Here is a 26,290-nt window from a genome sequence, read left to right on the forward strand (position 1 = left end):
TACCAAATGGTAATCGGGCTTTAGTATAGAGTTTCCTATATTTAGATAGCACCTATCAAGACCTGGAAAACGTTAAATAATTGCATTTAAAATCAAAGTCAACCCAAATGCCACGAACGAAAGGATCGTTTCCATAACCGTCCATGTTTTGAACGTTTCTTTTACCGTTAATCCTAAATATTCTTTTACTAACCAGAAACCTGCGTCATTTACATGTGAGAACATGAGAGAACCGGCTCCTGTAGCGATAACCAGTAATTCCAAGTTAACACCGCTCATATGGGCTACGACCGGAGAAACGATTCCGGCAGCTGTTGTTAGTGCAACTGTTGCGGAACCGGTAGCAATTCGGATTAAGCCCGCTACCAGGAAGGCAAGTACAATTGGTGATAAGGACATTTGCTCAGACATATGGGCAATGGCATTACCAACACCGCTTGCAATCAAAACTTGTTTAAATCCGCCGCCTGCACCAATGATAAGGATAATGGATGCCAATGGCATTAAGCATTCTTCTGTTAATTTTTTGATTAATGTTTTGTCCATTCCTTGGCGGTACCCTAAGAAGAAATAGGCTGCAAAACATGAGATTAATAGAGCGATTACCGGGCTCCCAATAAGCAATAAGAATTTTTCAATGAAGCCAGGTAAAGAAATATACGGTGCAATTAGAGTTAAAAGCATTAATAAAACAGGTAATAAGATGATGAAGAATGATACCCCGGTACTTGGTAATCCGCTTGATTTTGTTACTACTCGAATGAGTTCCGGTTCGCCAACAGGCGTAACCCGTTTATGAATCCATTTTGCAAAAATAGGTCCTGCAATGATCGCCGTTGGAAAAGCAATGATTAAAGAGTAAAGAAGTACATGTCCCAAGTTTGCATTATAAATGCCAATTGCTGTCATGGCACCGGGATGCGGAGGAACTAATCCATGGACAATCGATAATCCGGCAAGAACCGGAATCCCAATTAACAAGATATTTAGCTTAGTAGATTTGCGTATAGAAATAACTAATGGAAGCAAAATGACTAGACCAACCTCAAAAAACACGGGAAGCCCGATGATGAAACCGGAAAGCAGCATGGCCCAAGGTAGTTTCTTCACGCCGAACTTTTTGATAAAGAAATCGGCAACTTGCATGCCCGCTCCTGAGTCAGACATCATTTTTCCTAAAATCGTACCCAAAGCTAAGATCCCAATAAGATGTCCGAGGACAGCGCCCACTCCGGTTTCATAGGCACTGACGATTTTGTCCATCGGTACTCCGGCAAATACAGCTAAAAACAAACTAGCGACTGTTAAACTGATAAACGCGTGCCATTTCCACCATGATACTCCTAAAATAACGATGACAATGGCGATAACAGTTACTCCTAATAAATAAAAATTCATTTTCCCCACCCTCTCCTTAGAAACCGCTTACATCCCGGACAAAAAATAGGTTTATTGCATGGAATCGTTATAGGTCACAATATAGTTTTGTTTTCCTGTATCATAGTACCCTTCACTAAATTCCAATACATTTCCCGCTTCATCACTAGAACGGCGAATTCTTTTTAATATGGCTGTGTCTTTTTCTAAATTTAATATTTCACAAACATGATGAGGAGCAACTGCTACGGCAAACTCATCACGAAAGAATTCGAGCCGAATATTATTTTCTTCTAAAAAGCGGTACAAAGAACCGAGATTAACTTCTTCTAATTCCTCTTCACTTATGTCCAGCAAAATATAGTGTGTAAAGTGAATATAAGGTTCATTTTCTAAAAGGTAAATCCGTTCAATTTGAACACAATTTTCACCAAATAAAGAATAGAGTTCAGTGTCAATTGGCAATTTAGCCCTCTTAATACTCAGCACCTTTTTGGTAATGTGGTGGCCTTCCTCGACTAAAACTTCTGTAAATCGTTTTCCTTTTGAAAGTCTCGCAATCGAAACATTCGCAATGACCTTTGTGCCCTTACCGCTTTTCTTTTCAATATAGCCGTCTTGAGCCAGCTCTTTAATCGCATTACGGATCGTAATTTTACTCACATTAAATTCTTCTTCCAGCTGAGGCTCAGAGGGAATGTTTGTGTGAATCGGATAAACACCATGTAAAATACGATCCTTCAATATTTCTTTTATTTGTAAATACAATGGCCCCTTTTTTCGACTCACATTCATTCCCTATCCCTGCCTTTATCGCTTTATATCATCAATGGTGCCAGCCATGGCTGTTAAAATCTCAGCTTCCGTTGACATCGGGGTATCCCCTACAATCGTACATGCCAGCATACCCGCTGCTGCTGCAAATCCGACCGTTTTCTCCGGTGAAAATCCAGCCAGCTCACCATGCAAGATCCCGCTAGTATAAGCATCCCCAGCACCGATTCGATCATATACGGAAAAAGAAATATTTTCCGAGAAGCGAAACTCACCATCTTTAAAAATGTACCCCTGTAATGCATGAGTATTGTCACTGTTAATCGCCCGATGTGTTCCAGCCACAGTTTGTAGGTTAAATCTTTTTGCCACCTTAGGAATAAGGTCTTTCAGCTGTTCTCCCCTGGAGGTTTCCGCCGTCTCCATTCCTAAAATATACAGCGCGTCTTTTTCATTCATCATGACGATATCAGCCAATGCCAGCATGTCTTCATAATGTGGTTTCGCTTGGCTGTATCCTCCCTCCCATAAGGAAGGGCGGTAATTACAATCAAAACAAACCAATCCGCCATTTTCCTTTACCTTTTTCGCAAGTACCTTCATACTCTCACGAACACTATCCGTCATCGCAAGCGTAATTCCGCAAAAGTGGATGATATCTGCTTGTTCAGCAACCAAATCCAGATCATAATCAGAGAGTGAAGCTGTATTAAAGCTGCTTTCCAGGCGATTGGTATAAGTCACACGGCTGGCACGCTGTCCAAAGCCATTTTCTAAAAAATACAATCCCAAATATTTGCCGCCTCTAGAGATGAATCTGCGGTCGATGCCCAATCGCTGCAAGAAAGCAATCGCCGCATCACCTAAAGCGTTGTTCGGTAATTTTGTAACCAAAAATCCATCATAGCCAAGCTTGGTCATCGCAGAAGCAACGTTTACTCCCGTGCCTGAAAAAGAGTATTGTAATGTGTTAGCCTGAGTCAGTAATTCGTATCCCGGCACCTGCAAACGCATCATCACTTCTCCGAAAGCAACGATCTGTTTAGGCATATTTTTCAACCAAATTTTTAGTAATTGCTAATAATCTCCTTACGTCTTCCGGATTTGTTTTCCCGGTTTCTTTATTAATAATTGAAGAATAAACGTGAGGAATAATTTTAGGCACTTTTGCTTCCAAGGCAATTTCTAAAATCTTTTCAAAATTTTCTAAATCAATACCTCCGGTAGGCTCTAATGCAAACCCTTCTTCACCACAAGCCTTAGCTACTGCACGAAATTCCTCTTCATGCTTTAGCCCTTTCATCGGGAAGTATTTTAAGGCATTTCCGCCCATATCTCGAACCAATGAGATTGCCGCTTTGATTGGAACAATGGCCGCTTCACCGGCTCCTGCACTTATAGGACCAGTAGAAATATTGACATAACCTACTTTACCTGTTGGCGATACAAGAGAATTAATCCAGCTATCCGTTTCAGCTAAATTGGCACGTGTCGCTCCTACTGCAGGGAATACTTGATTGATATGACTTCCCGGATAATATTTTGCGATCTCTGCCACCACGGCTGCCTGTTTATTATCACCGGCACCAAGCCCAATCGAAACCGCTTCATCGATCGCTACCCCGTATTCCTTCATCGCAGCAACAGCAGCCTCAACAGTAGGATAATCCTTTGAAAGCACTCCTACTAATACATGTCCTTCCGCAGCTTCAAAAACCTCGACTGCATTTTCAATGCTATTAGCTAGAACATTCAATGCGACACGGTTGTGATAAAATCGTTTTTCAATGTTTGTCATTCTTCGCTTCCTCCTAATATCGCTCTTAATTGGGCTTCAATCACGTAGATGTCATCGCCTTGCAATGGCCGTGGATCAATATCGAAAAAGCCCTGGCGGATTCCGTAATCACGTGTATAAATCGCAATATCACCATTCTTCAGCTTGTCATTGACTTCCTTCGCTGTTGTTTTCGTAACAGCAGGATTGATTTGAATACGGGCTCTAAAAATAGCACGTCCAGCTTCATCCTGGACAATCGTTACTTTTACTCCGTCGATAGACTCCAGTGATTTGAGAACTTGTAAGCTAGCTTTTTCATTTTCACTATTGTCCGTTTTGACAAAATACTCATCCAACGCCTGCAACAGTCCAAAGGTTGTTTCTTTACCGACCTTCATGCTTCGGCCGATACAGTGCAATTGCACCTTTAGCCAATCGATATATTTTTCTTTCCCTGCTACAATTCCAGACGTAGGGCCTTCAATCGCTTTTGATCCGCTGTAAATCGCTAAATCGGAAGCTTGTACATATTTTTGCAAATCCTCTTCAGCAGCTGCATCGACAATCAAAGGAACGTTATTCGCTTGAGCCACTTCCCAAGCTTCTTCAACGGAAATCATATTTTTTTGAACCGTGTGATGTGATTTTACGAATAAAATTGCTGCTGTATTTTCATTAATGGCGTCGGCAATATGTTCCGCTTTCCCTTCATTTGCATAGCCGACTTCCACTAGTTTCCCGCCACCGAGAAAAACCATTGTTTCAACTGGAGCCCCGTATTGCACGTTATGGCCCTTCAGCATAATGATTTCATTTTTTTGAATGGGTTCTTGATGAAGTCTTTCACTTTTTCGACGGTTTCCTTCTGTCACAATCGCCGCTACAGAAAGAGCTATGCCGCTTGATGCCGAGTTGACAACAACTGCTGCTTCCGATTGAAGCAACCCGGCAATATGCTGCCCTGCTTTATCGACTAAATCGGATATTTCAACGTAATTTTGCCCGCCAATTTTCATCGCTTCCATTACGGTGTCTGTTGGGGCCGATACGCCTAATATACTCATCCGGCCACTGGCATTGATGACCCTTTTCAAACCGTATTTAGCATTCAATGTATTCTCCATTTATCACCACTCCTTTTACGACGATCCTTTGATCCGCTTTTCGCTCTTCTCCTTCAGAATCCAGTAACGAGATTTCTTCATCCTCAATGGAAAATAATGTGAGGTTTGCGATATCTCCTGCTAAAATCCTCCCTAGAGCTGGTTTTTTTAACCACTCTGCAGCATGAACGGTAACAGCATCAATAACCTCTTTTAGGGAATATCCCAAATACAAAAATTTAGATAAAACATTTGCCATACTATAAACCGGACCGTTCAACCGATTTTTCCGGTAAATATCCGTACTGATCGTATCGAAGTGGATACCATGCTTTTTCGCTTGCTCTGCCGTTGTGAAAGAGAAGCTGGCATTGCCATGGCCAACATCTAAATGAACCCCTCTTTTGATTGCATCCAGGAACTTAGGGAGAGGCTTTCCCGTTTCATCAAATAAATTATTGGCTTTTCCATTTAAGTAATGGGTAATAATATCGTTGTTTTCAAGTAAATCCAGGACGTCATTAATATCAGGCGGACCTGAACCGATATGGACCATCAGCGGCAAATCGGTATCCTCAGAAAACTTCCGAGCTATTTTTAAAGGTTCAACCCCATTTGGTCCCACCACACTTTTGCTAATCCTAGCTTTCAATCCCACGATAAAATCCTTGTGTTCAGTAATAGTCCTTTTTAATGACTCTTTATCAAGCCAAGAAAGGTCGGTTAACTCATCGATTCGCTTCAGGCCAATTCGAGATATATTTAAAAAGGCGAACACATTGGTTTTCGAGTTTTTACAGCTGCTAACCAAGTCAGGTAAGCGATCAGCGCCGGTACTGCCGGCATCAATTATCGTGGTTACTCCTGTTTTATAACCGATCTCATCCACATCGTCCCCATAGGGGTCAAATTCCCTAAAGGCATGTACATGCATATCAATCCAGCCACTGGAAACAAATACTTTGTGCTTATAGTCGACTATTTTCTCGCCAGCCCCCATTCCAGCAGGGATAATGTCTACAATTTTTCTATTTTCTACTATGATATCTACAGAATTTCCATCTACCGTTTTTACATTCTGTAATACGAAACGATCTGTCATTTCCCTCATCCTTTTCGGTAAACCTTAAAAATTCGGTACTTGTATCCGTTTACATCTACTTCTTTGATTTTTCTTACAAGAATAGATTAGCACTAATTTTCGTTTAGGTCAATATAACGTTATAATGTTTATAAATATTTTTGTGAACTTCTTCTATATGACCTCTTCTGTTTAATGGTTAATTGTTTACTCATTTAAAATAGAAGGAAATAGATAATGACCTATATTTACTTCTCCTGTTAAAATTAGTATATGTGACCCATATCCATTGAAAGGTAGTAGATAAAACAGTGAGCATATCTCGAAAAAAAGGACCTTTATATTTGCAGGTGAAAAATATTTTGAAGGACAGGATTTTATACGGCGAGTATCGAGTTGGGACGAATATCCCTTCTGAGCCACTTTTGGAAAGAGAGTTCAATGTGAGCAAAATTACGGTCCGAAATGCGATTAAAGAACTTGTCCAAGAAGGATTTCTCGAAGCGAGGAGTGGTATAGGAACGAAAGTAATCCGAAATACCGTTGCATCAAAACTTTATAAAGGAAAACGTTTTACGGAAGTACTGGTGGAAGAGGGCCGTAAAATTAAAAAGCAAAGATTACATGCAGAAATAGTAGACAATGATGAAGGCACCGAGCCATTTCGATTATTTGGCGAGAAGAGTCTCCGAATCGAACGGCTTTATTACCTTGATGATGTTCCCTATATCTATTACACGCATTATTTACCAATGCGAATGGCAGGCACTGAACCTCTAGCGTTAGACTTCCATTCCCTCTATGATTTTATTGAAGAACAAGGCATTTCCTTAGAAAAATTTCGAGATGAATTTGTTGTTTCCCTCGCCCCTTCCCATGTAGAGGATAAATTGCATGTAAAAAAAGGTACGCACCTATTAAAAAGATCGCGTTATTCCTATGATGAAAGGGAAGGAGCAGTTGAGTTTAGTGAAGGATACTTTAAAACCGAAATGCAGCAGTATGTTGTGAATTATGATTTGTAAGGTAGCAGGTTGTATTTTATGAAATGTAGAAAGGCAACGCCAGGTATGGGGGCGTTGCCTTTCTTTTTTAGCTCTCCAAAATCTTTGTCCTCCGTACACGGACAAATTCCCAATTTGTCCACGAACGGTGCCTGTCACCAAATTAAGCCTTCTCCTCCAGCATCAGTTCCAATATCAATTGATCCGTTTGCAACGTGCCTTGATTGCCAAGCTTGCAGAAGCTTTCAATGCTTTTTTCAACATTATTATGAATAAATCCATCCGTGGATTGGATTTTTTTATTATTCATTGCTAAAAGTGCTGATTGGACGGCAACATTTGAACAAGTAGACACCTTCATTGCACAGCCTGCCTTTGCACCATCACAGATCATACCGGTCACATTTCCGATCGTATTTTGTACCGCCGCTTCCACTTCGGTAAGTCCCCCACCTAAAAGAAATGCAATCGCACCGCTTGCTCCCATGCCTGCAGCAGTTACGCCACAAAGAGCTGAAAGCCTTCCGAATTTCGATTTAATGTGAATGGTAAGTAAGTGACTAAGTGCTACGGCACGAATCATAACATCCTGCTTCACATTTAATTTTTCTGCAACTGCCACGACAGGTAAAGTGACCGCTATTCCTTGATTCCCGCTTCCCGTGTTGGCCATTACGGGAAGTATGGAACCGGCCATTCTTGCATCAGAACCTGCTGCGGCAAGAGACATTGCCCTTGTAGCCAAATCATCGGACAAAAATCCTTTTTCAACATTTTCCTTAATCGTTTTCCCCACACTTAATCCGTAGGAATTGGCTAATCCCTCTAAACCGATTGCTTTGTTTAATTCAATGCTTTTTTTGACCAGATAAAGTAGTTCAGGATCAACAGTCGTGATGAATTCAAAGATTTCTGCAATAGTAAGGCCAGATAATGAGTCAGGATCAGATAAAATCCCGATATGCTCGCATCCACCATGATAAATTGCCTTTCCATTTACTTCAATCAGCGTAATATTACTATGATTATCGGCGATGACTACCTTAACTGTGTCCTTCTCCGCTTTTACGATGATTTCAATATAAAGCTTTTTCGCTGTTTCAGCGATTGATACCGTTATCATTTCTGTTTGAATCAATTGATTTGCTTGGATTTCATCATCAGACGTTAAGTCCTTAAGGACCTCAAGCTTTTTATCCGGATTTCCAGCAACAAATCCAATTGCTGCCGCAAAATCGATTCCTGTTGAATTCATCCCTGGAATCCCTACAGCCTTAGCATTTTTTAAAATATTTCCACTTACTTTAACTTGAATTTCAACAACAGGGCTTTTAAGGTATTTTTTTGCTGTTGCAGAAGCTAATGCGATCGCAACCGGCTCAGTACACCCCAATGCAACAACCAATTCTTGTTCTAATATATTGAAAATTTTTTGTTGGTCCATTCAGCATCCACCTTTAATTCATGATGAAAAAACATTATCAATCAATTTTTGTTAAATCGGAACTTACCATTTTATTATATTGTTCAATTAAACTATAAAGCTATCCTCATAATATGGGAATTTACAAACATCACCCAGTTCCCCACCTATGTCCGCCACACACGGACAAATAGCCAATTTGTCCACGAACGGTGCCTGTCACCGAAAAAAACATGCCCTCTTCCAATGAAGAGGACATGCTTAGTTTCTACCAATTAGTTTAATTCCTTGCCCGGGCTTGATGAACGAAAGCAATGGTATATCTTCCGGGATGATCTTTCCAATCACGTTTACCCGTTCATCTGCAGGAAGATTATTCAATGTGATTTGCACTTCACCTCGATAACGGCCGTACCGATCGTTATCCATTGTAATTGTTCCTTTAGGACGCGCAGCCGTATTCTGAGGGAGCACACGCTCGGAGCTTCTGGTATCCATTAACCTTAATACGTCACGGGCAAAATCAGGTCTTAAGCGGTATTCTCCACTTTGAGAACCTTCCACACGGATCGAAATAGCGTTAAGACGGTCAACATTCACAAGCCTTTCCAAAAGACTTTCACTAAACGCAGGATCACCGATGTACACATCCTCTACGCCGGCATGAAACAATTCAAGCGCAGCAACAAATGGATCCATTTCCCGATGTTTTTCAAGCGTTGGCAAGCCTTCAAAAAGCGGACCGCGTTTTTCTCCATCTCCAGGTATATAGGCGCTAATGGGAATCTGCAGCTGTTTGAATAATGCATTCTGCCGATTGAAAAACTCCTCAGCGAGTCCCGTTTCCCGCCGCGGATAAAAATTATGCCAGGCAATTAACTGATCGGCACACAGTCCGCCGGTAAGTAACGCAGTTACATCTTCCTCAAACAAGATGCTCGCATTGAGGGCAATTTTATATTCCTTCGCCAGCCAAATAATCGTTTCATGATCGAAAAAGTCATCTAAACGAAGTCCAACCACTCCAAGAGATTTTAAATCTATCAAACTCTCAATTCCTAAGTGGGAAGGGGTACGACTGGACACATCCGCATACACATCAATTCCAACCTCTTTTGCTTTTTGAAGAAGCAATCTGGCCCTGCCTGCTAAATCTCCCGACTCTTCAGGAATGTGAAGCGAGGTAAAAGCCCGCTTCACACCATATTTGCTTGCTAGAGCTAGTCGTTCCTCCGCAAGCGGATCATTAAGATAAAAGGAAATCCCAATCAATCAAATTCACCGGCCATCTCATCCTTGAAACCGAATAGGTAGGTAAAGACAAATCCGGCAGCATAGGCAATTAAAACACCAACTAAATATAATAGAACTTTACCGGTGATAACGAGGAAGGCAAGCGGCAGGCCTGAAACTCCCACAGCCAGTGTTGATACATGAAAGGCTGCTTCAAAAGCTCCTCCTACTCCGGCACCTAAGCAAGCAGTTAAAAATGGGCGGCCTAAAGGCAACGTAACACCGAAGATCAACGGTTCGCCAATGCCGAGAATACCGGAAGGTAAGGCACCGCCAACAGCCCGTTTTAAGCGTGTCTTTTTCGTTTTAAAATAAATCGCAAACGCTGCACCCACTTGACCTGCACCGCCCATTGCCAAAATTGGAAGCAGAGGATCATTTCCAAGCTTATTTATCAGTTCAAGATGGATCGGTGTTAAACCCTGATGTAAACCGGTAACAACTAACGGCAGGAAGGTCGCCCCAAGCACAAATCCGGCGACAACACCGCCGTAGTTCAGTACAGATGTTAATCCTTTTGTAATTGCATCTGAAATAAAACCGCCGATTGGCATGAAGACAAGATAAGTAATAATTCCAGTAATCAATAATGCAATAGTCGGCGTTAAAATAATATCAAGTGATTGCGGCACATAACGGCGTACGCGTTTTTCAACAATCGCAATAAAAATAGCTGCAAGCAGAACCCCAATGAGGCCGCCGCGTCCGGGAAGTAATGCAGCACCAAAAAGCTTAATTCCGGCTACTGCAGGGTTAAGTATTAAAATTCCAGCCAGCCCCCCAAGTGCCGGTGAACCCCCGAATTCTTTTGCAGCATTAATACCAACTAAGATTCCGAGATAACTAAATAGTCCTCCACCGATAACGGTTAAAATCATCGCAAGCTGTGAAGTAGCAGCAAGCCAGCCTGCTTGAATAATGGCTTTCGAAATACCGGTAATTAACCCGGATGCCACTAGCGCCGGTATCAACGGAATGAAGATACTAGAAATTTTTCGCAAGAAGAGCTTGAACGGAGTGGCATTTTTTTGATTTAACTCCGCTTTTTTGCTCGCTGCCCGATTCTTCAAATTAATTTCGTTCGAATCATCGATGATTTTCCCAAACTCCTCTGTTACTTTATTTACCTTTCCCGGACCTAATATGATCTGCAGCGTCTCTTCCTCTACAAGTCCTAAAACCCCGTCCATTTTCTTAATCGAGGCTTTATTGACAATGGATTGATCAATCACGGTAACCCGAAGTCTTGTCATGCAATGTGTATAGTCAGCGATATTTGCCGGCCCTCCCAATTGCTCAAGAATCTTTTCCGCTAAAATTTTATTTTCTCCAGCCATCTCTTTTTCCCCCATTCCGATTGTTTTTATCTAATAAAAAAATAATTGCACTTTCCTGTTTGGATGTCTTTTTTGCACCACCCCCAATAGGCAGGAAACTATTTACCTTCTTTTAAAAATCGGATCGCTTCTCTTGTTTTATCAATATAATCAACCGTTTCACTGTACTGCTCTGTTGCCATTGATAAAAATAAAATATCAATCAAATAGAGCTGCGCAAGCCGTGATGATGTAGCTGCACTGCGAAAAGGCGCTTCCGCTGAGTAGGAAGTATACAGCTTAATATCCGCCAGGGCTGATACCGATGAAAGACCATATTTCGTTAAACTAATCGTTTTGACCCCACGTTCTTTTGCAAGTGTTATGACTTGAATAACCTCTTGCGTTTCTCCTGAATGAGAAATACAAAAAACGACATCATCTTCTTTGGCGTTGGCAATCAAGGTGGCAACGAGATGTGTGTCAGTAAAAGCTGTTGCCCCTTTATTGATCCGGATTAATTTTTGCTGTGCATCCTGCGCAATAATATTGGAGGCACCGATGCCAAAAAAGTGGACATTGCCAGCTTTTAGCAGTGTTTGAACCGCGCGTTCCAATTCCTCATAATTAATGATTTCTTCAGAATCCCTTAGGCTTTGAATACTATTACTTGTTGTCTTTTGAACAATGGTGAAAAAGGATTCACCCGGTTCGATATCGCGATAGCCTTGTTCCACAGGCTTAACCAAGTCGCCTGCAATTCTTACTTTTAAATCCTGAAAGCCATTTATCCCCAGCGATTTACAAAGCCTGATGACAGCTGCTCCGCTTGTATTGGCTTGAACCCCCAAATCACTCACGGTACTATTGACAACTGTTTGGGGATTTTCAAGAATATACTCGGCAATTTTCCGCTCGGATGCCGGAAGCTGTTCAAGCATATTTTGAATCATTTTTAGTCCGCCTGTTGCCACAACACATAACCACCTTATCTTCCGTTAACTTTTAGCATGACCAATCGCCATACGAACAGATCCGTTCGCTTTGGCCAATAATTCCACCGCTGCTTGTTTCGTAACAGCTGCTTTAATCATCACAATCGCTGTTTTCGCTTGAAGATCCGCTTCTTCAAGTGCCTCTAACGCAGTTTCATAGGAAGCTCCGGTAATTTTACAAATGATTGAAATGGCGCGCTCCTTCAATTTTTTGTTACTGACATGCACATCGACCATCAGATTTTCGTATGCTTTTCCCATTAAAACCATCGAAGAGGTAGAAATCATATTTAAAATCATCTTATGGGCAGTTGCCGCCTTTAAACGCGTTGACCCCGTCAGAACCTCAGGCCCGACAACCACTTCGATACTGTGGTCGGCTTCTTTACTAATGGCTGCATTTTTGTTACATGACAGCGCAATCGTTTTAGCCCCAATGCTGCGGGCATATTTTAACGCACCGATGACATAGGGAGTACGCCCGCTTGCCGCAATTCCAATGACTGTATCATTTTCCGTAAGGCCGATATCCTTTAAATCACTTTCCCCAAGACCCGGCTGATCTTCTGCTCCCTCTATGGCTTTAACAAATGCTCGTTCGCCTCCGGCCATAATACCTTGAACCATTTGCGGGTCGGTACTAAAGGTAGGCGGGCATTCAACAGCATCTAAAACTCCAAGGCGGCCGCTTGTTCCAGCGCCGATATACACAAGTCGCCCTCCGTTGCGAAAAGAATCAAAAGTAAATTTTACAGCTACCTCTACATCAGGAAGAACTTCCTGTACAGCAAGTGCCACCTTTTGATCCTCCTCATTCATGATTCGCAAGATTTCCATTGGCCCTAAATGATCAATATTCATTGAACGTTCATTCCGTAATTCCGTTGTTAGTATTGCAAGATTTTCTCCCATAGTTTCTATTTCCTCCAGTTGGTAATTTCTAAGGTGTCGAAAGCGTTTTCCTGTTATCATTATTATAGGTTTTTTAAAATATTAATTCAATATTTTTATTAAAATAATGAAATTATATTTTAAAAGTATTTCACAAAAGCAAAAATGTGCGAATGGCTCTTCCCACTCCATCTTCATTATTTGTACAAGTGACAGCATTAGCAGCAAGCTTAACCTCGTCCGGTGCGTTCCCCATCGCGATACCCAGTCCGGCCGTCTTGAGCATTAACATATCATTATAGTTGTCACCGATAGCGGCTGTTTCAGAAAGAGGTATTCCAAGATGGCTAACCAATTTTACGAGTGCAGCTGCTTTCGTAATTCCCGCAGGGGAAATCTCTAAATTGCGATAGTTAAGGCTGCTGCTGATCTCGAATCCCTTGAACGTATGAGTAATACTGGTTGAAAAATCACGTAACGAGCCGCTTTCGTGAAATACCGCCATTTTCGTTATCGCAGGCTTATGCTCGCGAATATAAGCAGGAAAATTTTCAATCAGCTTTACATCGCATTGTTTCCGATAGGCTTCACAAGCCTCAAGCCTCCCTCCTGATTTCGCCAAGGCAGGGATATTATTCTCAATCCAGCGTTGATTCCATCTGCCTTCCTCAGGAATTAATAACGTATCACCCTCATATACATGCGCATAAATCCCCTCTGATTGACAAGCATCTAAAAAGGACAGCACCTCATCATTCTGAAATGTAAATTGTTCAAGCACCATTCCTTGTTCATCAAGCAGGACGGCCCCATTATAGGCAATAATCGGTTCTTCTTTTAAACCGATGGTTTCCGCAATCCATTTTGTCGATAACGGAGAACGCCCGCTGCAAATGACCACTCTCCCGCCTTTTGAACGAAACTCATGAATGGCTTTAATAGCGTCAGGAGCAATCTCCTTTTCCTCATTAAATAGCGTGCCATCTAAATCTGTTGCTAATAAAGAATAGTTCATATGCGTACCTCTTCGTAATGTTTTTTTAGAATTATTATATTTTTTTAAAAATTTTATTTCAATTCCCTTAAAAAAATGCTAAAAGCAGTGAGATTTTCAAAATCCACGACTTTTAGCATTTGTTAGAATTCAATTGTCTTATTACCCTAACCTGTGTCCAAACCCAAATAATACGTCCCAGGTTGGATTAAAAATAGTAACCGGAAGCCGGCCGATAGGGTTACTCTGACCGACAGCTTAGAAGGCTGTTGCTCTATTCTACAGAGCTAAAGACTATCTTATTTATGGAGGAGAAGGAGAGATTTAAACCCTCGCGCCGCTTTAGCGACCAACACCCTTAACAGGGGTGCATTTTCAGCCCTCCTTTTCTTTTTCTCAAATTATTAAGCTTTAATTTCCGTTGCTAGATTTATAGGTTCTTCTTTTGGTTTTCCGCCAATAGTCAACGCGGTAACAGCTGCTATAACTAAAGCCGCAATCATCATGATGAAAGAGGAATTGAATGAGCCGCTTTTTTCGATCATGTAACCCATCAAGAATGGAGAGATGAAACCAGCAATAGATCCAAAACAATTAACTGTCGCTGAACCGGATGCCATAATTTTTGCGGGAAGAGTATCAACAACCAGGCCCCAAAACCCACCTTGAGCCATGAACATAAAGAATGCTGCAAGGCATTGATAAACGATGACCATAGTTAAAGAGGAAGCTTGAAACATTAAAAATAAAGCTAAACCACCAGTTAGTGCGTTAGGGATAAACACCCATTTTCTATTTCCTTTTACTCTGTCTGATAAATAACCACCAAAAACGATTGCTACTGTACCAACTAAATATGGTAATGCACTATAGATACCCGTGTTCATAAGAGAAAGACCTTTTTCTTTAATCAGATAAGAAGGAAGCCAAGATGTAAAGCCCCAGAAAGTAATATCAAAGAAGAACCAAATGAGCGACATTTGCCATAAAATCGGTTTTGTTAAGAGTTGTCTAAAAGATACATCCGATTTCTTTTTGGCTGGAGAATTTTCTTCTAAGTCTTCATCTAATTCTGCAAGTTCTTCTCTGGTTATTTTCGGATGATCTTTTGGATTATCTTTTAACTTTAACCAAATGTAAATTCCGACGAAAAGACCTGGAATTCCCATTACGATAAAGACTGCACGCCAGCCAAATAATCCTATGATCGCTGCTGCTACAACAGCCGCTAAAGCCGGACCCAAAGTGTTTACTGTTGATTGAATCCCTGTTGCTGTACCGCGTTGCTTACTAGGGAAATACGTAGCAATTCCTTTGTATGATGCACCTGGTAAACACGATTCACCTAAACCGAAAACAAAACGAGCAATTAACAAAAGAGGAAAAGTGAAAATAAATCCCGTTATAGACGTAAAAACGGACCACCATAAAATGGCAATACTCATGACACGACGGAAACCAAATTTATCTGTTAACATTCCGCCTGGAATCTGGAACAATGCGTAACCGGCAAAGAATATACTTAAAAGTAATCCTTGAGCTGTTGCATTTAAGTTAAAATCTTTCCCGATAAATGGCAATGCAATGGTGATAACCATTCGATCCAGGAATGAAAATAACCAACATAACCATAATACTAATAAAACTGAATACCGAACTTTCCATTTTTTCTTTGGCTTTGCTAGCGATTGATCATTCATTGAATTTACCTCCTTGAGTATTTTTAGTTGATATACACCTTTCAATAAAAGCGCTCTCATTTCTGGGAATAGTCACAAATTACTTACTTAAAATACTAATTCACCTAAGAAAACCTTCCAAAGGATTTAAAATAAATTTCTGACTATTCTGTAATTCAGATTATATAAAATCATTTGTATATTTTGCTGAATTAATAACGAAATGTGTTTATTTGCGGATGAAGCGCTTTCATACAGAGACGAATAGCATCTAATTTGAATTAGAAGTTGGAGAATGATATAAATAACCTTTTTATTACTTCCTTTTCTGCCTACTCATATTTAATGCAAATTAAATTTAATAGAAATAACTAAGGGAGTCCAATAAATTGGGGTAGAAGAAATTTGAATTTACTTAAATAAATATTTTACATCTCGGATTCAGATAAATTAAGGCAATAAAAAACTGACGTAAATTAAACGCCAGTTAATTAAAGATAAACCCTCTTTAATTTTATTCACATCCACAATCATTCCATATACAAAAGTAGAATGATGGGATTTGGTTAAAAACCTAAGTGTTTGCGAACGGTTTTTATATAAGAACGGCTAACTGGAACTTTAGATCCATCACAAAAAATGATATTATAGGTACCGTTAAACCATTGCTCTATTTCATTAACATATTCAAGGTTTATAATATTTCCACGATGTACTCTTAGGAAAGAGAAATTTTCTAATTTTTGTTCTATCTCATATAGGAGGGTATCAATTACGAACTTATCATTTAGTGTTTTTACAAATACTTGGCGATTTTCTGTCCCAATATACATAATGTTATTAATATCCACCAATATAATTCGTTCATCTTTGACTACCGCAAGCTTATTTATTTTCATGCTCGGCTTTATTTCTTTTATACTCTGTGATTGGACATCTTCTTTTTTTAATTGATTCCACTTTACTATTTTTTCTATTGTTTGTTCAATTCTTTTTTCATCAAATGGCTTTAAAATATAATCTACTGCATCAAGCCCAAAAGCTTGTACAGCATACTTGTCGAAAGCGGTTACAAAAACAACAAAAGGTGGCTTTTTTAATGTACGAAGTTGTTTAGCTAATTCAATTCCGTTTCCTTTAGCCAAATGAATGTCTAAAAATACAACTTCGGGCTCTAATTGATGAATCTCCCAAATGGCTGTTTGTATCTCATCTGCTTCACCTACTACCTCTAATTTATTACTTTGACAAAGTAAATCGTTGAGGTCCTCTCTAGCAAATATCTCATCTTCAACCAAGTAAGCTCTGATCACACACTTTTCCTACCTTTCAAAGTGTAGCGGAACCACAATCGTAATGATCGTTCCTTTATTAAACTGACTTTTTAAAGAAAAAGAAGCTTCTGAACCAAAAACTAATGATAGCCTCTCCCTAATATTTTGTATCGCTATCCCAATCCCTTTATTTGATGGGATTCCTATGTGTTTCAGTCTTTTGCTAGGAATTCCAATACCATTATCTTTAACTTCAATTTTCAAGAAACTTTCTTCTTTGTTTACAGTAATTTCAACAGTTTCTTTTTTACACCTTTCTGAAAATCCATGAACAATTGCGTTTTCAACAAGAGGTTGAATGGTAAAGGGCGGGATTAATGCCTTTTCAAGACTGGAATGTATAGATGTTTTAAGGGTAAATCGTTCGGGAAAACGGGCTTGTTCTAAAGAGAAATAAGCCATTACACTATCCATTTCCTTCTCAATAGGTATTAAAGTCTGGCTTGTCGCACTCGTATTATTACGAAGAAAAGTACTTAATTGAATAAGAAGTTTCCTAGCATACAAAGGATCTCTTTTACAAAGAGCGACAATAACATTAATGGAATTAAAAAGAAAATGAGGATGAATTTGAGCTTGCAATGCTTTTATTTTTGCATTCTGAAGTAATTCCTTATGACGTTCAGCCTCCGCTATTTCTAACTGTGTGGAAAACAACATGATTAACCCTTCAGCTAATTCCTGTTCCGCTTCATTAAGTTTATAAGGTCTTGTATAATACATTTTCAAAGTACCAATAGGCTTTTCTCGAACAAATAATGGAACAATAATGACTGCTTTCAATGGACGCTCGGTATTTATAGTTTTATACTTGCTAATAGATTTTAAAGTAAATATTTCCCCTGTTTGAATTACTTGTTTCATGGCATATTGATCATTTTCCTGCAGTAAGTGATCATATTTCTTCCCATTTCCTACATGAGTTAAAACGTCATTTAAATCGGTAATGGCTACAGAATCTGCATTTGTATGAGTACATAGTATATGTGCTACTTTTTCGCAAGAGTGCTCATTTAAACCTTGACGAAAAAATGGCAATGTTTTATTTGCGATAAATAATGCCTTTTGGGTCTGAATCGCTTTTGCTTTATCTTCTTCACGTAAGACACTATTAAAGATTAACGCACAGATCCAAATTCCAATACCATTTACAATGATGATGGGTAATCCTGTTAATTTTATTAATAGAACTCCCGCTTCATGGGATTCAATAAATACAGGAATTAATATAATTTGAATGAATAAGATACAAACACTTATCATTAAAATTTGTGATGGTTGAATCCTTTCTTTATAGGCTATTTTCCAATTGATCCAACCAGCTATTAATCCACCTACTACTGTTAGAAAAAAAGTTGCCGTATTAATAAATCCTCCTAGAAGGTACCGATGTCCTCCTGCAATAATTCCAGCGCCAAGGCCTACTGCTGGGCCTCCTAAAAGGCCCCCTAAAATAACACCTATATTTCGAGTATCAGCAATTGCTTTAAAGGATTCTATATTATAGTCCGAATAATCAAAAGGTATTTTAGAAATATCTGGTTGGATAACAATCCCTGTGTAATTTCCGATTATTCCGAATAAACCAAAAATAAAAATCATAACTACTTTACCCTTCCAGCTTAAACGCTGGTAAATCATTTGTCGAAAAAGATTAAGTCGAGTAATCAGGAATGCAATCGTAACAATCATACACATCCGCCAAATCATTTGATACATTAAATCCAACATAGAAACTTCTCCTATTTTTTTAATTAAAAAAGTGAGAAAAGCATTTTTACAGATATATAAAATTAAGAGAAGCGACTGTCTTGATTACAATCGCTTCTCTTTAATCACTTATTTTCATTAAAGTATAAAGCATCCACGATTTTTTAAAAAGGATACTTAAATTATTTAGCTCAACTTGTTTAAAGTTTAATAGATTTAGTTTTAATACTAATATCTTGTTATATCCATCGGCAATGAACCTGCAGCAAAGCCTACAAACACGAATCGGTCTTTTCCTGTATTACGCATTCCATGAATTTGGTTAGGTTTGGCCAATAATACCATTCCTTTTCTGATCGCGATTTCATTCTCTAGGTCTGGGAAATATGTTCCTTCCCCCTCCATGCAAACCCAAATATCATCAACATTCGAATGGGAATGTAAATATAATTCCTGCCCAGGCTCAAGACACCAAACTGCCCCAACCGTTTTATCTGTTTCATAGAAATAGTTTTTTTGCGCTTCATTTGGATCAAATTTTGCTATCTTATCAATTTCAAAGACTCTTTCTGCCATTATCTCATCGATGTTTGACAAAGTCGCTTTCTCTTCCATTTCTAAAACCCCTTTTTTATTAATAAGTTTTTGAATACATATTAATATGAAGAATAACTATAAAATATCTTTCTTTTCTTCAAGTGATTTATCTTCAATATATGGAAAATCCTTTTGAGAAAATGATTTCGCTAAATTCTCATCGATAGATTATAAAGACCCAATGGGTTTGGTAACCATATACTGCTACAATAATTTTTCCAGCTTTGATTGATTCTCATGAAGCCGTCATCTATTTCAATTTATTTCTAGGATATGTGACTTTTACAAGGCTGCATCACGGTTACAATCTTTAGAGTAGACATATGTTAAATTTTCTCTTCCTACCGCATAAGCTGCCTGATGTACATATGGACCCATAAATATATAATCCCCTTTTTTCACTGGAACCCATTGATTGTCTAGATTATACATACCTTCTCCTGAGAGTAGGTATGCACCATGTTCCTGCACATGTGTTTCGATAAATGGATGACATGCAGCAGGATCAAAAGAAAGAATATGAAAATTCATATCAAAATCTATATCTGCAGGCAAAAGATCTTTAATATTGACATTATGCATGTTATCATAATTTCTATATTCAATCTTGTTGGCATGATTTGAATAAACCCATGGCTTCCGTCCTTCAAGTGGACGATATTTTTGCTTATAAAGGAAGAGTCTGGAATCTCCACCCCAATGGTTTTCTAAATACATTTTTGTTCCTGGCGGACAGTATAAATAACCGCTTTCTTCAAGAACAAACTCTTGCTCGGCTGCAGCAGCTTTAATTTTCCCTTCAATAACATATACGAATGTCTCTACATCTTCTTGCCCACCAAACCCCTCGGTATTCTTTCCTTCATTTTGCATTGTCACAACGTAATCGACAAAGCTCGCTCCAAGCTTAGGAGAACCCAAAATAGATATAATACAATTCTCAAACCCTGGTATAACATTATTAACCAATCCTTCAGGTGCAATTAATGCATATTTACCGTGCTCAATTATTGATCTACTTGATAATAAATCTTTAGGATAACCCATCTTATTTAAACTCCCCTTCTAATTGTTTTCATATAAGTCTCTTTCATTATTGCTTTGTAGCTAGTTTAATTACTGTAGAATAAAGAACTTCAGCTCCTGCACCCATATCTTCTTCAGTAACGAATTCATCAGGGTGATGACTAAGTCCATCTTTACAACGAACGAAAATCATTGCAACATTAGTTACATCAGCCATAGCCATTGCATCATGTCCTGCACCACTCACAAGTCTGACAACGCTTCCACTCCGCTCACTAATGGACTCTTCGATTAATTTAATCATATCTTCGTTACAGTATACAGGGTCAGCTTCCATTACTAGATCAAACTTCATTTGAAGTCCTCTAGATTTAGCTATTTTATTGCCTTCAGTTAAAATAGCATCAATAGCTTTTTGTTTTCGTTCAACATTTAAATCACGAATATCCAGCGTTCCTGTTACAAGCCCAGGTATAACATTACTAGCACCCGGTCCAACAGTAAGTTTACCAACAGTTGCAACTAATGGTTCATTTTGTAGAGCAATTTTCTCAATGTAAGAAATCAGATCACTAGCACCTAAAAGTGCATCTTGTCTAATCGTAACAGGAACTGTCCCTGCATGACCAGGTTTTCCGATAATTTCAAAAGAAAATCTTGTCGCACTAGCAATCCCACTAACTACTCCAACAGGTTCATTCTCCTTCTCAAGAACAGGCCCTTGTTCGATATGAAGTTCTAAATAAGCGAGAAGTTCTTCCGGAGTACGACTAGCGCTTTTATAAGCATATGGATCAACAATTCCTATTCCTTTTAATGCTTCAGCAATTGTTATTCCTTTTTCATCTGCTCTTTCTAAATCTTCAGCAGCAAAAGTTCCTGCAATCGCTTTACTTCCAAGGAAAGTTGAGTGAAACCTTACACCTTCCTCATCACAGAAACCAACCACTTCGATTGGATTGTCTAAAATTAGGCCATTATCTCGAAGAGTTTGAACAACTTCAATTCCAGATATAACTCCTAAAATACCATCGTATTTTCCTGCTTCAATCACACTATCTAAATGGGAACCAATCATTAAAACTGGAGCAGAAGGATCTTTCCCTTCATAACGCCCGATAATATTGTTAAGACCATCTTTTCTTACTGTCATTCCGGCTGCTTTCATCCACTCTTCAACTAATCTTTCTGCTTCTGAACTTTCCGCTGTGAAAGGTAGTCTAGTGACACCAAAAGATGTAGATGAACAACCAGCAAGTTGTTCGATTCTAGTACTAATTTTTTTAGCATCAACGTTATGCTGAAGTTTAATCAAACGCTCACTTCCTTGCCAATTTGATCTTTAGAAATAGTTAAGTTGTTTATCACAAAACATACTTTATTTTTTAGTAAAATACTAATAACATCCTGGTTAGATGTTCTACAATAGATCATTCTGATTAATTAACCTATTAAAATGTAGATTAGTATGTGATTTACCATTTTATATTCTTCTGAATGAGATTAACTAGCGACAAGTAAAAATACTTGTCGCTAGTTAATGCAAAGTATCTATCAAGATATGCTTACTAAACGACCTTTTTTTGAATGTACTAATGACCATGCATCAACGAGAGTACGTTTTGATTGTGCAATTACAATATCTGAGGACTCTGTTCCTACAGGTTTTACTTCAAAAGCAACAATATTCTTATTCCCCTCACCGATATAACCAATTTCTAATAGTACTCGCAAGTACTCTGCTAATTCTGGAACATCAACTTCACTTCCCGGATAGCCGAAACGCGGATGCTGATCACCGTAAGCTGGATCAAAAGTATCTTTAATATAGCAATTTCCGATATGCGCATGATTTATATAATCACGAGCAACAGTTAATGCATTAAAAGAAGTTTCACGTTGCATTGGTAAATGACTTAAATCAAGCATTAAACCGAAAGTAGGATCTACTTTGCGAACTTCTTTAGCTACTTCTACAGCAAGTGTATTAGAACCGATTAAACATTTCTTATCAGTCTCATCATCAAAAGTTTCAAGTGAAAGGATCAAATCACCTTTAGATTTTGCATATTCACATAATTCTTTGATTGAATCCGTTAGTAATTGTAATGCAACATCTTGTTTAGTGTCTGGTTTAGCACCACTTAAGAAACCAAATTTAGAAGCATTTACTTCGTAAGCTTGGTCGATTCCACCTTTAACTAAATCGATAGCTCTTCTACGCTCAGCTTCATCAAAAGAGTTTAGGTTTCCCTTATTTCTTAAAAGAATCGGTTGTGCTCCAAATCCCACAGTCATTCCACCAGATTGTAGAGTTTGAATAACTTCTTTACGATCCTCAGAATTGTTAATAGATGTAATCTCAATTCCAGAGAAGAAATCATCTTGTACTATTTTCTTTATTGTTTCAACAATTGGACCGTCTCCACCCATTGTTTCCGGGTATGCCATAAAATGAACAATTCCCACTTTCATTGAATTATGAAGGTTTGCTGACATTGTTTCGCCGATTCTTCGGCTTCCCTCCTTTATTAATTAAACTTTTTCATAAACCTCATTACATTGAAGTACAGTCAATTTTACTTAACATTACTAAGATTTTATTGAAGCAATCTGAATTGACCAATTGCTTCAATAAATTCTCACGTCTTTCAAATGCAATAATTATTTAGAAAAATTAATTTGGTTAGAGTATTTGAATCCGCTAAGTGCACCGTTGTTAGAGAACTCGCATGCTTTTTTAGGATCAGGATCAACAACAACTTCGATTAAATATGGTTTTCCTGAGTCAACTGCACGTTGTAGAGCTGGTTTGATATCATCATAATGAGTAACAAGCTCACCACGGACACCCATACCTTCAGCAGTTTTAACGAAGTCGATTCCGCGATCCTCATTATCACATAATTCATTTTTGTAAATTAAGTCTGTAGAAATTTGGCGCTCATCATAGAACCAGTTTTGTTGTTGACGAATTAATCCAAGTAATGAGTTATTCATACAGAAAATAATTACCGGAATATCATGTTTTGCAGCTGTAGCGATATCTTGTAATGACATACCTAAGCTTCCGTCACCAAGGATGTTTACACTTTGTCTTTCAGGGAATGCAAGTTTTGCTGCCATTGCTGCACCAAGCCCCCAACCCATAGTACCTGCACCACCAGTTAATAGGTATGTTCTTGGTTCATAAGTTTCAAATAATTGACAAGACCAAATTTGGCTGATACCGCAGTCATGAGATACGAATGCATCGCGATCTAAGAATTCACGAAGTTCCCGTAATGCACGCTCTTGTCTGATTGGAAATGTTGTGTAATCAGTTTTACGAGCCCATTTTTTACGGTCTTCAGTTAAGTCAATTTTAGTACCTGCTTCAGCAGTTGCAGCTACAGTAGCCCTAAGTGCTTTATGAGCTTCTGTAAGTTTAACCATGAATGTTTTAACATCAGAAACGATACCTAAAGTAGTTGGTACAACTTTACCAATTTCTTTGTTATCAAGGTTTACGTGGATAACTTTCTTACCGTTTTGTGTGAATACTTCAACATTACCTGTAGAACGGTCAGCAAAACGTCCAGCAAGGTTGATTACTAAATCAGCTTCAACAATGGTTTTGTTACCGAAAGGAGTATCAAGCATTGTTCCCATACGTCCAGCGAATAATGGGTGATCGTTAGGGAATGTATCCATACCCATACCAGAAGTTACAACAGGGATTTGAAGTTCTTCAGCTAATGCTTTTAATTCTGCAGTAGCGTTTGCAATGTTAACCCCACCACCAGAAAGTAATACTGGTCTTTTAGCATCTTTTAATAATTCAAAAGTTTTCTCGATATCCGCGTCAGTAGCTTGTGGTAAGTTATCTACTGGAGTAGAAGCGATAAGTGCATCTAAGTCAACTTCTACAACAACTTTTTGTTGATCGACTGGCAAATCAAGTAAAACTGGACCCTTTCTACCAGTAGTAGCTGTTACCCATGCTTCTTGGATAAATTGAGCAGCTTTCGAACCGTCTGTTAAACGGTATGAAGCTTTCGTTACAGGCTTAGCCATTTCAACGATAGGAGCTTCTTGGAATTGCATTGTCCCAATTAAACTATTTTTCTGTTGGCCAGTAATAGCAATCATTGGAATTGAATCCATCCATGCACTGTAAAGGCCGGTTAAGAAGTTCGTTCCACCTGGACCTGAAGTTGCAGCACATACACCAACTTTACCAGTTGCTCTTGAATAACCGTCAGCCATGAAAGCACCCGTTTGCTCGTGCCGAACAACAAATGATTCAATTTTAGTTAATTCTTTTATTGCATCATAGAATGGTAAGATTGCAGCTCCTGGTACACCATATATGTGTTTTACCCCTCTTTTTTCTAGATACAATGCAATTAACTCTGCAGCTGTCATTTTTTGTTTAGCCATTTAAATCTCTCCCTTTTGATCGCTTTTAATATTTTCAAAGATTTGAGCAATCGATTCTTTTTCTCCTACATTGCCAGGAAATACGATATAAGGTGTATCTTTAAACTTAGCTTCACTTCCAGTTAACCACACTGGAACACCAGCTATTGTTTGCCCTAAAATTTTTGCATATTTTATTTCCAAACCGTCAGTTGCCACATCACTAGAAGTTATACCGCCTTTTGCAATGATAAACTTTGGCTTAATCTTTAATGAACGAACCACTTCAACCAAGGAACCTGAAACCATTTGACTAATTTTTAAATTTTCTTCTATTTCTTTTGCAATAATTACATCTCTACTTGTATAAACAAGCGTGTCGCGATTTGAAGAAATATAATTATCTACTAATTGACATACTCGTGTTAGTTCTTCAGCTCTAGTTTCTTCATTTAGAACTTTTACAACATTAATTTCGATTTGTTCAATCGGGTATTTCTTCATTAGTTCGTTGATTTGTTCCGTTGTTTTTTTCGTGTGAGAACCTACAACGATAAATCCACCATTGTTACGGCTTTCACCTTTTGAAACAATCTCATCAGCTGACAAATATGGACGATCATTAATTCCAGCAATCGATTTTACAAATGATGCTGCAGTTCTAAATAAAAATTGTTTACCCGAATCAATTGCTTTAAGGATAGCTACTGATACGACGTCTAAATCATAATAGGATTTAGCATTCACTATAATAGGTGCATTATTGTTTGCAGAGAGTAAAATCTCGTAAACTTTATCAATACCCCCATTATGAATATCTTCAAGTGAAATGATCAATGCGGACTCTGAAGCTACGCTTCCCTTTGTCTTCTCTTCAATCCATTTTGGCAAATTAGCTGTATTGAAGCCGAAAACTGAATCCTTCGCAAATTCGGTTTCACTTACAGGGACGAGCTGGCCATCTACACCTAAATAATGAGTATTTTCTAATGTATAACGATGAGACTCAAAGAAGGCAGGTATAATTAAATGTCCTGAAATCTCAATGTTAGCAGCTTTTAAAAGTTCATCTTGTAGTACATCAATTTCCAATGGATAATGTCCTCTTAATGTTGAGTCACTTCTACTAATAATTGAGAAGTTAATACCCATTTCTTTAGTGACTTCAACAATGTTTTGAACAATCTCTCTATTGATGTTTTGAGCTTTTTCCTCATTGTAACTTCTTGTATTTGTTAATATGTAAAGGACACTTCTCTCATCAGATAAACCTTTTTTAATCCAATCTTTTCCCCAGTCCGTAATGACAAAAATATCGTGTACAGTTTGGACACCAGTTGGATCGTCATCTAAAACAATAAACTTATGTTTTGTTTGTTTTAAATGATCTTTGATTTTAGCACGTAGGCTATCATCCGATTTAGAGAAGAGAGGATTTTCTAAAGTATCCTTTAAATTTGGATAGTGGGTTACGTTGGACAAAACCCCTCCCCCTTTCATTATCTAAAAAGG

The 26,290-nt window shown here is 38.5% G+C and carries 22 protein-coding genes and 1 tRNA gene; 1 reads left to right on the forward strand and 22 read right to left on the reverse strand.

Features of this window, described 5'->3' with window-relative positions; genetic code table 11:
- Positions 1-72: 72 nt before the first annotated feature.
- From J2S10_RS11380 to J2S10_RS11405, 6 genes are read right to left on the reverse strand one after another with little or no spacing between them, the layout of a single operon-like run.
- Positions 73-1,398, reverse strand: a complete 1,326-nt coding sequence (locus J2S10_RS11380) for a GntT/GntP/DsdX family permease (protein WP_307407720.1) — start codon at positions 1,396-1,398, stop codon at positions 73-75.
- Between the two features lie 51 nt (positions 1,399-1,449).
- Entirely contained in the window at positions 1,450-2,172 is a 723-nt protein-coding gene (locus J2S10_RS11385; RefSeq protein ID WP_307407722.1) for a GntR family transcriptional regulator, read from the reverse strand.
- Positions 2,173-2,187: 15 nt separating this feature from the next.
- Positions 2,188-3,201 (reverse strand): sugar kinase, encoded by a 1,014-nt coding sequence (locus tag J2S10_RS11390; protein ID WP_307407724.1) that lies wholly within the window; start codon positions 3,199-3,201, stop codon positions 2,188-2,190.
- Positions 3,194-3,949 (reverse strand): 2-dehydro-3-deoxy-phosphogluconate aldolase, encoded by a 756-nt coding sequence (gene dagF, locus J2S10_RS11395; RefSeq protein WP_307407727.1) that lies wholly within the window; start codon positions 3,947-3,949, stop codon positions 3,194-3,196. The genes J2S10_RS11390 and dagF overlap by 8 nt, the downstream gene beginning before the upstream one ends.
- On the reverse strand, positions 3,946-5,055 hold the full coding sequence (locus J2S10_RS11400; protein ID WP_307407730.1) for a DgaE family pyridoxal phosphate-dependent ammonia lyase: 1,110 nt from the start codon (positions 5,053-5,055) through the stop codon (positions 3,946-3,948). Before J2S10_RS11400 ends, dagF begins: the two co-directional genes overlap by 4 nt.
- A complete protein-coding gene (locus tag J2S10_RS11405; RefSeq protein ID WP_307407732.1) occupies positions 5,033-6,136 on the reverse strand; it encodes an amidohydrolase/deacetylase family metallohydrolase in 1,104 nt (367 codons plus the stop codon). Before J2S10_RS11405 ends, J2S10_RS11400 begins: the two co-directional genes overlap by 23 nt.
- A 290-nt stretch (positions 6,137-6,426) precedes the next feature.
- On the opposite strand from J2S10_RS11405, the gene J2S10_RS11410 reads away from it, so the two are divergent.
- Positions 6,427-7,140, forward strand: a complete 714-nt coding sequence (locus J2S10_RS11410) for a GntR family transcriptional regulator (RefSeq protein WP_307407735.1) — start codon at positions 6,427-6,429, stop codon at positions 7,138-7,140.
- A gap of 142 nt (positions 7,141-7,282) precedes the next feature.
- Here J2S10_RS11410 and J2S10_RS11415 read toward each other — a convergent pair whose 3' ends face one another.
- From J2S10_RS11415 to J2S10_RS11490, 16 genes are all read right to left on the reverse strand, one after another.
- Positions 7,283-8,563 (reverse strand): L-cysteine desulfidase family protein, encoded by a 1,281-nt coding sequence (locus tag J2S10_RS11415; RefSeq protein ID WP_307407737.1) that lies wholly within the window; start codon positions 8,561-8,563, stop codon positions 7,283-7,285.
- A gap of 240 nt (positions 8,564-8,803) precedes the next feature.
- Positions 8,804-9,814: a MupG family TIM beta-alpha barrel fold protein gene (locus tag J2S10_RS11420; protein ID WP_307407739.1), complete on the reverse strand. Its 1,011-nt coding sequence runs from the start codon at positions 9,812-9,814 to the stop codon at positions 8,804-8,806.
- Positions 9,811-11,172 (reverse strand): PTS transporter subunit EIIC, encoded by a 1,362-nt coding sequence (locus tag J2S10_RS11425; RefSeq protein WP_307407741.1) that lies wholly within the window; start codon positions 11,170-11,172, stop codon positions 9,811-9,813. The genes J2S10_RS11420 and J2S10_RS11425 overlap by 4 nt, the downstream gene beginning before the upstream one ends.
- Before the next feature lie 98 nt (positions 11,173-11,270).
- On the reverse strand, positions 11,271-12,125 hold the full coding sequence (locus J2S10_RS11430) for a MurR/RpiR family transcriptional regulator (RefSeq protein ID WP_307407743.1): 855 nt from the start codon (positions 12,123-12,125) through the stop codon (positions 11,271-11,273).
- 24 nt (positions 12,126-12,149) lie between these two features.
- Positions 12,150-13,058, reverse strand: coding sequence for an N-acetylmuramic acid 6-phosphate etherase (murQ, locus tag J2S10_RS11435; RefSeq protein ID WP_307407745.1), 909 nt, complete (start codon positions 13,056-13,058; stop codon positions 12,150-12,152).
- Between the two features lie 130 nt (positions 13,059-13,188).
- On the reverse strand, positions 13,189-14,052 hold the full coding sequence (locus tag J2S10_RS11440; protein WP_307407747.1) for an HAD family hydrolase: 864 nt from the start codon (positions 14,050-14,052) through the stop codon (positions 13,189-13,191).
- A gap of 285 nt (positions 14,053-14,337) precedes the next feature.
- Positions 14,338-14,427 (reverse strand) — tRNA-Asn (locus J2S10_RS11445).
- Positions 14,428-14,435: 8 nt separating this feature from the next.
- Positions 14,436-15,731, reverse strand: a complete 1,296-nt coding sequence (locus J2S10_RS11450) for an MFS transporter (protein ID WP_307407749.1) — start codon at positions 15,729-15,731, stop codon at positions 14,436-14,438.
- A 545-nt stretch (positions 15,732-16,276) separates the two neighbouring features.
- Positions 16,277-17,023, reverse strand: a complete 747-nt coding sequence (locus J2S10_RS11455) for a LytR/AlgR family response regulator transcription factor (protein ID WP_307407751.1) — start codon at positions 17,021-17,023, stop codon at positions 16,277-16,279.
- A 9-nt stretch (positions 17,024-17,032) separates the two neighbouring features.
- Complete coding sequence (locus tag J2S10_RS11460) at positions 17,033-18,775, reverse strand: LytS/YhcK type 5TM receptor domain-containing protein (protein ID WP_307407753.1); 1,743 nt, start codon at positions 18,773-18,775, stop codon at positions 17,033-17,035.
- Between the two features lie 207 nt (positions 18,776-18,982).
- On the reverse strand, positions 18,983-19,369 hold the full coding sequence (locus J2S10_RS11465) for a cupin domain-containing protein (protein WP_307407755.1): 387 nt from the start codon (positions 19,367-19,369) through the stop codon (positions 18,983-18,985).
- Positions 19,370-19,633: 264 nt separating this feature from the next.
- Positions 19,634-20,398 carry a (S)-ureidoglycine aminohydrolase gene (gene allE, locus J2S10_RS11470; RefSeq protein WP_307407757.1) on the reverse strand — a complete coding sequence of 255 codons (765 nt, stop codon included), beginning with the start codon at positions 20,396-20,398 and terminating at the stop codon, positions 19,634-19,636.
- Between the two features lie 46 nt (positions 20,399-20,444).
- Positions 20,445-21,692 carry an allantoate amidohydrolase gene (locus J2S10_RS11475; RefSeq protein ID WP_307407759.1) on the reverse strand — a complete coding sequence of 416 codons (1,248 nt, stop codon included), beginning with the start codon at positions 21,690-21,692 and terminating at the stop codon, positions 20,445-20,447.
- A 239-nt stretch (positions 21,693-21,931) separates the two neighbouring features.
- The gene (locus tag J2S10_RS11480; RefSeq protein ID WP_307407761.1) at positions 21,932-22,828 is read right to left on the reverse strand and encodes a sugar phosphate isomerase/epimerase family protein; all 897 of its coding nucleotides are present in this window, start codon (positions 22,826-22,828) and stop codon (positions 21,932-21,934) included.
- A 213-nt stretch (positions 22,829-23,041) separates the two neighbouring features.
- Complete coding sequence (locus tag J2S10_RS11485) at positions 23,042-24,799, reverse strand: thiamine pyrophosphate-binding protein (RefSeq protein ID WP_307407763.1); 1,758 nt, start codon at positions 24,797-24,799, stop codon at positions 23,042-23,044.
- Positions 24,800-26,260: a four-carbon acid sugar kinase family protein gene (locus tag J2S10_RS11490; protein WP_307407765.1), complete on the reverse strand. Its 1,461-nt coding sequence runs from the start codon at positions 26,258-26,260 to the stop codon at positions 24,800-24,802.
- Positions 26,261-26,290: the final 30 nt, after the last annotated feature.

Source organism: Neobacillus ginsengisoli, from assembly GCF_030813055.1.

Bases quoted from the DNA above. Each gene is read 5' to 3' on its own strand.
- J2S10_RS11400 (WP_307407730.1), bottom strand. From the start codon at position 5,055: ATGGAGAATACATTGAATGCTAAATACGGTTTGAAAAGGGTCATCAAT.
- murQ (WP_307407745.1), bottom strand. From the start codon at position 13,058: ATGGGAGAAAATCTTGCAATACTAACAACGGAATTACGGAATGAACGT.
- J2S10_RS11440 (WP_307407747.1), bottom strand. From the start codon at position 14,052: ATGAACTATTCTTTATTAGCAACAGATTTAGATGGCACGCTATTTAAT.
- J2S10_RS11415 (WP_307407737.1), bottom strand. From the start codon at position 8,563: ATGGACCAACAAAAAATTTTCAATATATTAGAACAAGAATTGGTTGTT.
- J2S10_RS11425 (WP_307407741.1), bottom strand. From the start codon at position 11,172: ATGGCTGGAGAAAATAAAATTTTAGCGGAAAAGATTCTTGAGCAATTG.
- J2S10_RS11380 (WP_307407720.1), bottom strand. From the start codon at position 1,398: ATGAATTTTTATTTATTAGGAGTAACTGTTATCGCCATTGTCATCGTT.
- dagF (WP_307407727.1), bottom strand. From the start codon at position 3,949: ATGACAAACATTGAAAAACGATTTTATCACAACCGTGTCGCATTGAAT.
- J2S10_RS11385 (WP_307407722.1), bottom strand. From the start codon at position 2,172: ATGAATGTGAGTCGAAAAAAGGGGCCATTGTATTTACAAATAAAAGAA.
- allE (WP_307407757.1), bottom strand. From the start codon at position 20,398: ATGGGTTATCCTAAAGATTTATTATCAAGTAGATCAATAATTGAGCAC.
- J2S10_RS11390 (WP_307407724.1), bottom strand. From the start codon at position 3,201: ATGCCTAAACAGATCGTTGCTTTCGGAGAAGTGATGATGCGTTTGCAG.
- J2S10_RS11450 (WP_307407749.1), bottom strand. From the start codon at position 15,731: ATGAATGATCAATCGCTAGCAAAGCCAAAGAAAAAATGGAAAGTTCGG.
- J2S10_RS11485 (WP_307407763.1), bottom strand. From the start codon at position 24,799: ATGGCTAAACAAAAAATGACAGCTGCAGAGTTAATTGCATTGTATCTA.
- J2S10_RS11460 (WP_307407753.1), bottom strand. From the start codon at position 18,775: ATGTTGGATTTAATGTATCAAATGATTTGGCGGATGTGTATGATTGTT.
- J2S10_RS11465 (WP_307407755.1), bottom strand. From the start codon at position 19,369: ATGGAAGAGAAAGCGACTTTGTCAAACATCGATGAGATAATGGCAGAA.
- J2S10_RS11480 (WP_307407761.1), bottom strand. From the start codon at position 22,828: ATGGCATACCCGGAAACAATGGGTGGAGACGGTCCAATTGTTGAAACA.
- J2S10_RS11405 (WP_307407732.1), bottom strand. From the start codon at position 6,136: ATGACAGATCGTTTCGTATTACAGAATGTAAAAACGGTAGATGGAAAT.